Raw genomic sequence first — 5,516 nt, forward strand, 5'->3', positions numbered from 1 at the left:
GGGCCTGTCGCGCCCGGAGGGCCGGGCTGCGCGGGCAGTCCGGGCTCTGCCGCCGGGGCAGCCGGGGCACCGGCTCCCGAGGGGTCGGCCGCTCCGGCCCCGCCGTCCGGTTCGGCGGTCTCGTCGACCGAGATGCCGTACGCCGTGGCGAGCCCGACCAGTCCGGTCGGATAGCCCTGCCCCACCGCCCGGAACTTCCAGCGGTCCCCGCGGCGGTACAGCTCGCCGCAGATCATCGCCGTCTCCTCGCCGGTCTCCGGCTGTACGTCGAAGACGGCCAGGGCCTGTGTGCCGTCCCCGGCAGGCGCCGCCGCGTCGTAGAGCAGGATCCGCAGATCCCGTACCGCGCGGAACGACGCGTCGTCGGACGACGCGGCCAGCACCACCTGCTCCACCGAGGGGTCAAGGGCGGACAGATCGGCCTCGACGGTGTCCGTGAGCCCTTCGGCGTCACGTTTCTTCGGCAGCCTCCTGACCAGGCCCGAAGGGTGGCGCGGCTGGTTGTAGAAGACGAAGTCCTCGTCCGAGCGCACCCGGCCGCCGGGCCCGAGCAGCAGGGCCGAAGCGTCGATGTCGGGGACGTCGGGGCCCGGGGTCCAGCGCAGGACGGCCCGTACCGCCAAGGCGTCCAGCGGGACGTTCGAACCCTTCATCATCGCGTGCGTCATGCCCGTCATCCTGCCTTCCTGGTGCGGCCTCGGACAATTGGGGGGCGTTTTGGGGCGAGTCCGGTACATCCCAGTGAAGGACCCGGCCAACTGTTGCGGGTCGGTTCGAATTCCCTCCCCGTTGGAACTAGCGACATGCGTCCATACGTACTATTACCGGCCACGCGTCATCGGGACGGTATGGCACTACGGGGGGCACCTTATGCATCATTTCGGGCATATCTCGCCCCTTGTCCGGTCGCAGCTCTTCCATCAGCAGCCGGCAGACTTCACATCCGGCTCCCCGGCGCCTGTCCTCGCCGCCGCGCTCGGAGCCACGCTCTACAGCCCGGCCACCCGGCCGCAGCTCGCCGACGACGTGCTGAAACAGGCCGCGCGCGGGGTGGTCTCCATGGTGCTGTGCCTGGAGGACTCCATCGACGACGCCGATGTCGCCGCCGGCGAGGCCAACCTGGTCCGCCAGTTCGCCGAGCTGGACGACCGGTGTGCCGGCCCCTCGGGCGACCCGGACGGTGTGCCGCTGCTCTTCGTCCGGGTCCGTGAGCCGGAGCAGATACCCGACCTGGTCCACAGGCTGGGCGCGTCGGCGCGGCTGCTGTCCGGATTCGTACTGCCGAAGTTCACCGAGGACCGCGGTACGGCCTTCCTGGAGGCCCTCACCCGGGCGGAGGCCCTGGGCGGCCGGCGGCTGTTCGCCATGCCGGTCCTCGAATCGCCGGAGCTGCTGCACCTGGAGACCAGGGCGGACACCCTGGCCGGGATCGCCCGCACGGTCGGCAAGTACCGCGACCGGATCCTCGCGCTCCGGCTGGGTGTCACCGACTTCTGCTCGGCCTACGGGCTGCGCAGGACGCCCGACATGACCGCGTACGACGTCCAGATCGTCGCCGCCGTCATCGCCGACGTGGTGAACGTCCTGGGCCGCTCGGACGGTACCGGCTTCACGATCACCGGCCCGGTCTGGGAGTACTTCCGCGTCCAGGAACGGATGTTCAAGCCGCAGCTGCGCCGCAGCCCCTTCATGGAGGGCCGGGCCGACCAGCTCCGCACCGCCCTGATCGAGCACGACCTGGACGGACTGCTGCGCGAGATCGGCCTGGACCGCGCCAACGGACTGCTCGGCAAGACCTGTATCCACCCCTCGCACGTGATGCCGGTGCACGCTCTCTCGGTCGTCAGTCACGAGGAGTTCAGCGACGCCCGTGACATCGTCCGGCCCGAACGCGACGGCGGCGGGGTGCTGCGCTCCGCGTACACGAACAAGATGAACGAGGTGAAGCCGCACCGGGCCTGGGCCGAGCGGACCCTCCTGCGGGCCGAGGTCTTCGGTGTGGCCAGGGAAGACATCGGCTTTGTCGAACTGCTCACGGCCGGGCTCTCCGGCTGATGCGGACCGGAGGAGAGACGGGCGAAGTGGTCTGGACGGGAACATGGGTCGCGGACCGGCTCGGTGTGCGGCTCACGGGGGACGACGGCCTCCGGAACATGCTGGGCCTCGCACTGCGGCGCAATCCGAAACGCGCCCATCTGCTGGTGTCGAACGTACTGGGCAAGCATGTGCCGCAGCGCCCGTCGACGGTGTACGGCCACGGCCACGGGCTCGGCATCGCGGTACGCCGGCTGCTCGGCGACGAGGCGGCGCGCCGCGCGGTCGTCCTCGGCTACGCGGAGACCGCGACGGGCCTGGGCCACTCGGTCGCGGACGGACTGGCCCTCGCGCCGTATCTGCACTCGACCCGGCGCGAGGTCGGCGGAGTGGCGCGGGCGGGCGGCTTCGAGGAGTCGCACTCGCACGCCACCTCGCATCTGCTGCTGCCCGAGGACCCGGAACTGCTGGCGGGCGACGGCCCGCTCGTCCTCGTGGACGACGAGTTCTCCACCGGCAACACCGTGCTCAACACCATCCGCGATCTGCACGAGCGGTATCCGCGTCAGTGGTACGTGGTCGTCGCGCTGGTCGACATGCGCTCGGCCGCCGACCGGGAGCGTCTCGCGGACTTCGCCCGGGGGATCGACGCCCGGGTCGACCTGCTGACGTCGGTACGTGGTGAGGTGCAACTGCCCGACGGCGTACTGGAGAAGGGACGCCGGCTGGTCGAGGAGTACGAAGAGTACGAGGAGCGGGCGGAGCACGGGGAGTATGGGAAGCGCGGGGGGCGTGAGGTGGGGCAGCCCGCGCGCGCTGTCGGCTCCGGTCCCGCCGTTCCGCCCGTCCGGGTGGACCTCCGCTGGCCGGCCGGGCTCCCGGACGGTGGCCGGCACGGCTTCACCCCCGGCCACCGCGCCACCCTGGAGGCCGCACTGCCCGGGATGGCGGCGCGGCTGGCGGAGGAGCTGGCCCACGGCGGGGCGGAGGCGCCCGGTTCCGGTGCGCCCGCTGCCGGTGTGTCCGGTTCGGGCACGCCCGCTCCCGGCGGCGGTGAGGGTCCGGTGCGTACCCCGCGGGTCCTGGTACTCGGCTTCGAGGAGCTGATGTACGCCCCGCTGCGCCTCGGCCTCGCACTGGAGCAGGCCGGGCACGACGTGCGCTCCTCGACCACCACCCGCTCACCCGTACTGGCGCTGGACGACCCCGGCTACGCGATACGCACCGGGCTGGTCTTCCCCGCGCACGACAGCCCCGGCGACGGGCCCGGCAACCGTTACGCGTACAACGTGGCGGGCGGCGGGTTCGACGCGGTCGTCCTCGTGGTCGACTCGGCCGCCGACACCCCCGGGCTGCACGCCCCCGAGGGCCTGCTGGCACAACTGGCCGCGCACGTACCGCGGGTGCTGCTCGCGGTCGTCCCGTCGTACGTCCCCCAGCAGGCCCCCCTGCTGCCCGAGCAGCCACATGCGCCCGACCGGCCCCGCGTACCCGAGCGGCTTCACGTACCCGAGCAGCCCCCCGTATCCGACCAGCCGCGCGTGTCCGAGCAGCCCCACATTCCCGAACAGCAGGAAGCAGCCCCCATGCCCGAGCCGTTGCGCGGCCCCGCGTTCTCCTCCTACGCCGCCGACGACGTCGGCTGGCTGCTCCAGGATCTCTCCGGCGTCGAGCTGGAGGCGCCCACCGAGGAGCGCGAGGAGGCGATACAGACGGGCGGCGCCCACTACGCCGAGTCGCTGCCTGTCGAGTACCAGCCGAGCGCGCAGTACCAGGAGCTGTTCAGGTCGGCGCTGGAGACCTCGGCGCCGCGGATCGCGCAGGCCGTCGGTACGGTCACCGAGACCGTGCTGGCCGAGCGGTCGGCCCGGCCGGTCCTGGTCTCCCTCGCGCGCGCCGGTACGCCCGTCGGCGTACTGATGCGCCGCTGGGCCCAGCACCGCCACGGCCTGGACCTGCCGCACTACGCGGTGTCCATCGTGCGCGGCCGGGGCATCGACGCCAACGCGCTGCGCTGGCTGGCCGCCCACCACGACCCGGCCGATGTCGTCTTCGTCGACGGCTGGACGGGCAAGGGCGCCATCACCCGTGAACTGGCCGACGCGCTCGCCGACTTCCCTGGCTTCGATCCGGGGATCGCGGTCCTCGCCGACCCCGGCGGCTGTGTCCGTACGTACGGCACCCGGGAGGACTTCCTCATCCCGTCCGCCTGCCTCAACTCCACGGTGTCCGGGCTCATTTCCCGTACGGTCCTCCGTGCCGACCTGGTCGGGCCCGGGGACTTCCACGGCGGGAAGTTCTACCGGGAGCTGGCGGAATCCGATGTGTCGGCCGACTTCATCGACGCCGTCGCCGCCCGCTTCGACGAGGTGTCGGGCGCGGTCGACACGGCGGTCAAGGAGCAGTCGGCGGTGGACCGCGCACCGACCTGGGAGGGGTGGGCGGCGGTCGAGCGGATCAGCGAGGAGTACGGCATCCATGACGTCAACCTCGTCAAGCCCGGGGTCGGCGAGACCACTCGCGTCCTGCTGCGCCGCGTCCCCTGGAAGATCCTCGCCAGGAGCGGTGCGGGCGCCGATCTCGACCACGTACGGCTCCTCGCGGAGCAGCGCGGCGTCCCGGTCGAGGAGGTCGACTCGCTGCCGTACAGCTGCGTCGGCCTGATCCATCCGCGCTTCACCCGTGGCGCGACCGGAGCCGACGGCACCGCGGCGGTGACCGGATGAGCCGGACCGCGCCCGTGGTCGTCGCCAGCGACCTCGACCGCACCCTCATCTACTCGGCGGCCGCGCTCGACCTGACCATGCCGGACGCCGAGGCGCCGCGGCTGCTCTGCGTCGAGGTGTACGGGAGCAGGCCCCTCTCCTACGTCACCGAGACCGCGGCCGGGCTGTTCGGGGCGCTCGCGGCGGGCGCCCTTTTCGTACCGACGACGACCAGGACGAGGGAGCAGTACCAGCGGATCCGGCTGCCAGGGCCGCCGCCGCGGTTCGCGATCTGCGCCAACGGCGGCCACTTGCTGGTCGACGGGGTCTCCGACCCGGACTGGCGGTCCGGTGTGGCCCGGCGGCTGGCCGCCGAGTGCGCGCCGCTCGCCGAGGTGCGCGCCCATCTGGTCGCTGCCGCCGACCCGGCCTGGCTGCTCAAGGAACGGGTCGCCGAGGACCTCTTCGCCTATCTGGTCGTCGAGCGGGCCCTGTTGCCGGAAGGCTGGGTGAAGGAGCTGTCGTCCTGGGCCGGGTCGCGCGGCTGGACGGTGTCGCTCCAGGGGCGCAAGCTCTACGCGGTGCCGAAGCCGCTCACCAAGGGCGCGGCGGTACGCGAGGTGGCGCGCCGCACCGGCGCCGGGCTCACCCTGGCCGCAGGCGACTCACTGCTGGACGCGGACCTGCTGCTGGCCGCCGACCGGGGCTGGCGCCCCGCGCACGGCGAACTGGCGGACGCGGGGTGGAGCGCGCCGCACATCGCGGTGACGGCCGGGC

Annotated in this window: 4 protein-coding genes; 3 read left to right on the top strand and 1 reads right to left on the bottom strand. The window is 72.6% G+C overall.

Annotated elements, in window-relative coordinates; all coding sequences use genetic code 11:
- Positions 1 to 668: TerD family protein (locus G3I19_RS34115; protein WP_164267576.1), on the bottom strand; the 668-nt coding region annotated here is incomplete at its 3' end.
- A 202-nt stretch (positions 669 to 870) separates the two neighbouring features.
- On the opposite strand from G3I19_RS34115, the gene G3I19_RS34120 reads away from it, so the two are divergent.
- The 3 genes from G3I19_RS34120 to G3I19_RS34130 form a co-directional block, all read left to right on the top strand.
- Positions 871 to 2,055, top strand: a complete 1,185-nt coding sequence (locus G3I19_RS34120; protein WP_164267577.1) for an HpcH/HpaI aldolase/citrate lyase family protein — start codon at positions 871 to 873, stop codon at positions 2,053 to 2,055.
- Entirely contained in the window at positions 2,055 to 4,760 is a 2,706-nt protein-coding gene (locus tag G3I19_RS34125) for a phosphoribosyltransferase (RefSeq protein WP_164267578.1), read from the top strand. Before G3I19_RS34120 ends, G3I19_RS34125 begins: the two co-directional genes overlap by 1 nt.
- Positions 4,757 to 5,516, top strand: a 760-nt coding sequence (locus tag G3I19_RS34130) for an HAD family hydrolase (RefSeq protein WP_164267579.1), incomplete at its 3' end; no start/stop codon positions are given. The genes G3I19_RS34125 and G3I19_RS34130, both read left to right, overlap by 4 nt.

This window comes from Streptomyces sp. SID10853 (assembly GCF_010548145.1).
Classification (GTDB): domain Bacteria; phylum Actinomycetota; class Actinomycetes; order Streptomycetales; family Streptomycetaceae; genus Streptomyces.

Excerpts from the sequence above, each read along its gene's own strand:
- G3I19_RS34125 (WP_164267578.1), top strand. The coding sequence starts at position 2,055 with ATGCGGACCGGAGGAGAGACGGGCGAAGTGGTCTGGACGGGAACATGG.
- G3I19_RS34120 (WP_164267577.1), top strand. The coding sequence starts at position 871 with ATGCATCATTTCGGGCATATCTCGCCCCTTGTCCGGTCGCAGCTCTTC.